Annotated in this window: 1 protein-coding gene and 1 pseudogene; both read left to right on the top strand. The window is 36.9% G+C overall.

The window, feature by feature from the left end:
* Window positions 1–3570, top strand: a 3570-nt coding sequence (locus ACFIK1_RS07195) for a Vomp family autotransporter (RefSeq protein WP_375662456.1), incomplete at its 5' end; no start/stop codon positions are given.
* A 604-nt stretch (window positions 3571–4174) separates the two neighbouring features.
* Window positions 4175–5238 (top strand): annotated as a pseudogene (locus ACFIK1_RS07190) (hypothetical protein); the annotation flags it as partial.

Here is a 5238-nt window from a genome sequence, read left to right as displayed (position 1 = left end):
TCGCATGATGCAATCAATGGGAACCAAATTAATAAAATATCTGGAGATATAGCAAATTATTTTGGTGGTGGTGCCTCGTTCGAAAATGGTGCTTTTAAAGGACCAAACTATAGTTTATCTGTTATTGTTGAAGATGGTCAGGTGGCAAAAGCCAATTATCATGACGTTGGCTCAGCTTTGAGTGGTCTTGATGCAAATGTGAAGAGTGTGAATACGCATCTGACGAATGTAGTAAAAGATGTCAATGAAAAAATCACGAATATTACACAAGAAGTCAAAGGGGACGCTTTGTTGTGGAGTAATGATGAGCAGGCATTTGTTGCTCTCCACGGAGAAGGACAGAAGACAAACAGCAAGCTTACCTCTCTTTTGAATGGAGACATTTCTGAAGATTCAACGGATGCAGTAAATGGTTCGCAGCTCTATGAAACTAACCAAAAGATTAGTAAGTTGGGTAATGGCTTTGACGGTATAAGTACAAATATATCGAAGTATTTTGGTGGTGATACAGATATAGCTAACGGTAAAGCGCCAACCTATACGATTCAGGGCACTACACATAATGATGTTAGTTCTGCTTTTAGTTCTGTCAATAATTCTATCACGGAGATTTCTAATCAGATTACGAATGCGACAAAAAATAGCCTTGTCAAGCAAGAGGAAAATGAAGGGGATATCACCATTGGTAAGGAAAAAGGTGGAACGAAAATTGATATTACAGGCAGTGGAGGAGCTCGGACTATCGCGGGCGTGAAAGCTGCAGAGAACGATGATGAAGCAGTTAATAAAAAACAACTCGATGAAAGCATAGGAAAGATTAACAACAATATTGAGAATATAAGTGCCTCTGCGGTTTTTTACGATAAAAATGATGATAGCACTGTCAATTATGAGAGTGTAACTTTAGGAGATAATAAGGTTAACGGGCAAGTTGCTCTTCATAACGTCAAAGATGGAGAGATTTCCGATCAATCGCATGATGCAATTAATGGTAGCCAGATTAATAAAATATCCCAAAATGTTGCTGAATTTTTTGGTGGTGGGACCTCATTCGAGAATGGAGTCTTTAGAAAACCGAGATATAATTTAACTACTATTGAAGCAGATGGTACAGTAAAACAGAAAGAACATAATGATGTTGGATCGGCTTTGTCAGGGCTTGATACAAATATCAGGATTGTTAATCAAAATTTGATCAGTGGGTTTAATGATGTTGCTAAATATTTTGGTGGTGGAGCAGGATATGATAAAAATGGAGAATGGCATTCTCCTACTTTCCGAGTTTATCATATCGGCGATAATGGTGCTGTCTCTAAGAAGCCTTATCAAAACGTTGCTGATGCTTTTGAAGGTGTGAACAATACTTTCACAAATATTCACAATCAAATCTCTGATATAACAAAAAATAGCCTTGTGAAGCAGGAGGGAGAAGACGGTCTTATTACTGTTGGTAAAGAAACCGATGGTACAAAAATAAGTATTGCAAATAAAGATAATCAAGAGAGAACACTTTCCGGTATAAAAGATGGAGAAATCTCTCAAGCATCAAAAGAAGCAGTAAATGGTTCACAGTTCTTCAAGGTTGCTCAAAATACATCGAAATATTTTGGTGGTAGTACAGATGTATTGAATGGTATAGAACCATCTTTCCTTATTCAGGATAAGGCATATAATAATGTTACAGATGCATTTACTGGTGTGAATGTTTCTATCAATAAGATTGATAATAAAATTTCTGATTTGGAAAAAAATAGTTTAGTTCAGCAAGAAGGAGGTGCATCGGGTATTATTACCATTGGTGCGAAAACAGCTGGTACTGAAATCAATATTGCAGGATATGCTAAGGTAGCACGTTCCATTTCTGGTGTTAAGGCAGCAGAGAAGGGGGATGAAGCTGTTAACAAAGACCAACTTGATAAAAGCATAAAGGATATTACGAAAGATATTGAGACAGTAACTGCTGCTGCGGTTCTCTATGATAAGAATGACGATAATAGTGTTAATTATGGTAGTGTAACTTTGGGCGGCGATAAGAACAACGGACCAGTGGCTCTTCGTAACGTGAAAGATGGTAGCATTTCTGAAAATTCCAACGATGCAATCAATGGTAGTCAGATTAATAAAATATCAGCAGATATTGCAAAGTTTTTTGGCGGTGGTGCAAAGTTCATTAACGGTGCTTTTGAAGGGCTGAAATATACTTTATCCGCTATTGTAGGTGGTGAAGTAGGGAAGGCTAATTTTTACAATGTTGGTGATGCTTTAACAGGTCTTGATAATAATGTTCAAGATGTGAATCAACGCTTAACGAATGTATCCAATGAGTTTAATCAGAAAATTGAAAATTTCTCTAAAGATGCTTTACTGTGGGATGATGAAGAAGAAGCATTTGTTGCACGTCATGAAAAAGATGGGCAGAAAACAAACAGCAAATTGAAGTATCTTTTAGATGGTGAGATTGCTCAAGGTTCAACAGATGCCATTACGGGCAACCAACTTTATTCCATGAATAACCAACTTGCGAATTATTTCGGTGGCGGTGCCAAATATGAGAATGGCAAATGGACAGATCCTACTTTTAAGATTGTTCAAGTCAATGCTGATGGTACGACTGTTGAGAAAGAGCACCATAATGTTGCTGAGGCGATTGGTGGTGTTAATGGCGGTATGGTAAACATAAATAACCGTATTAATGATGTTATCAACAAGGTCGATTCAGATGTTTTAAAGTGGAATGATAAAGAAAAAGCCTATGATGCCGGTCGCGATGGAAAGCCGAATAAAATTATCAATGTAGCTGATGGTAAAGTTGAAAAAGGTTCGAAAGATGCGGTTAATGGTGGACAACTTTGGGAAACCAATGAACGTATTACTGGTGTTGAAAAAGATGTTAAGCATCTTACCAACAGAGTTGATAACATTTCCAATACGATTGCTGATATTGGTGATACCGTTCTCAATATTGATGCCAAAGTTGATAACATCAATAATAGAGTTGACGACATTGAAGAGGGTGCTGTTCGTTATGATAGAGATGAAAACGGCAAAAAAACCAATAAAATCACATTAGCGGGGGGGGATGCCAGTGAACCTGTTCTGATTGATAATGTAGCTGATGGTAAAATTGAAAAAGGTTCGAAAGAGGCTGTAAATGGTGGTCAACTTCATGATTATACTAAAGAACAGATGAAGATTATTCTTGATGAATCCAAGCAGTATACAGATCAACGGGTTAATAATATTGTGATTGATGCGATTGATGATGCTGTTGATCGGGCTAAGCAATATACAGATATGAAGTTTGATGTTTTAAACTATAGTATTGAGAGTGTGAAAAAAGAGGCAAGACAAGCAGCGGCTATTGGTCTTGCGGTGTCTAACTTACGCTACAATGATACACCTGGAAAATTAAGCGTTGGATTTGGTACTGGTTTATGGCGTAGTCAGTCTGCATTTGCCTTTGGTGCAGGTTACACCTCAGAAAATGGAAAATACCGCTCTAACATATCCGCAACAACTTCTGGAGGTCACTGGGGTGTAGGTGCGGGATTCAATATGACATTGAATTGATAATAAACAAAATACATAAAAAATTCCTTTCACCCCTGTCTCATGAGGCAGGGGTGAATTGTTGTTACGTATGTAAAAATACATATATATATAAATTGATAAGCGCTATAACGATAAATACAGGTTTAAAAAACAGAAAAACCGGACGATTTCAACAAAATGAACTTCTTATTTCAAAATAAGATAATGAGTTTTTTCATAAATTATAAGTCCATTATTTTCTGCTTTAACTTTTAAATCTAAAAAATCTTCCACTCTCTAAAAATCTATTAAAAAACTTTCTAGTAATACAAAGGTATATATTTAAATGTATTTCAATTTTACTGGAGGAAGTTATAAAAACAATATACTAAACCAATTCTACCCCTTGCAAAAAACAACCAACAGGTTTAAAGATTAAAAAAACCAACCACCACAAGAAAACTTACCTTTTTAGGAAAGGTAAGAGAACAAAGCACGTTAACTACAAAACATCAACTTCTCTATCTTTTCAATCAGTCCTTAAGCTTTTGAATATATTTAGAAAAACCAATTTCAGAGAACTTTGTAGCGTTTAAATGTGTTTTTTTGTGGTTATAGTTATTTTTTCATTGGGGAGTTCATTATGAAAAAATTATATACAAAATTAGTAGGGAGCGATTTAAAATTTTCTCGTTTTTCTTTTGTTAAAGTTCTTTCATTGGCTACAGCGGCTACATTTTTATCGAATGTTACACCTGTTTTTTCAGCAAATCCTGATTTTAGAAACACCTTTCTCGAAGGTGTTAACAGTGCTGGTGTCTCTTATCCGCAAAGCATTATCTCTGTTGCTGGTTTGAATACTTCTTCTGTTTCAAAAGACAATTATTTAACAGCACTCAATCAAGCGGGATTAGAAAAGATTAATGCTGTCGATGACTATGCAAATTTTTTAACTAAAACCCTCTCTGGTGTAAGTGATTATAGTCCTGTCGTGAATGTTTTGATGGCGGATAGCAAAAATGTATTGGCAAGAACCCTAGATGCAGGAGGGCAATATAAAAAGTCTCTCGTCAGTCCACGGTCATTTGTGGTTGATAGCTCTTTAAACCAACAGCTTGCACAGGATGATGAAAATACAGATATTATTAATGTGTCTAATATCTTACGGAGTGGTTCAACAGAGGGAATGCAACGTGATGTATCGGGAAGTAATGTCATCTTTGGTGAAGATATTGATGCGAAAACCGTGGACAGTGTTGTTATTGGTTATAAAGCGAAGGCGGTATTAGCTGAAGGAGATAAAAAGCTAGCGGCATCTGTTATCATAGGTTCTAAATCTGAGATCCATAGAGGTGGATCCGTTGCTGTTGGTGCAGATATAGTGGCACTAAAGAATGATGCGGTTGCTGTTGGTCGTTTTGTACGGGTGGAGGTGGACAGCGGTACAGCTTTAGGCTTTAAATCGCAAGTGAAGGTAGTAGGGGGTGTTGCTATAGGAAGCAATTCTGTAGCCAATAGGGCTGCTGGTGTTCCGGGTTATACTTCTATGCTGCAGGGACCTGCAAAAAATGAGGTATCTTATTGGAAATCTACGTCAGGTGCTGTTAGTGTTGGTGATGTTGATGGTGGCAAAACACGACAAATTACAGGTGTAGCGGCTGGTAGTGAAGATGCAGATGCAGTGAATGTTATACAATTAAAAGACTT

The organism is Bartonella sp. OC16QHHD (assembly GCF_042194035.1).
GTDB lineage: Bacteria > Pseudomonadota > Alphaproteobacteria > Rhizobiales > Rhizobiaceae > Bartonella.
This window is presented reverse-complemented; position numbering and strand designations above follow the sequence as displayed.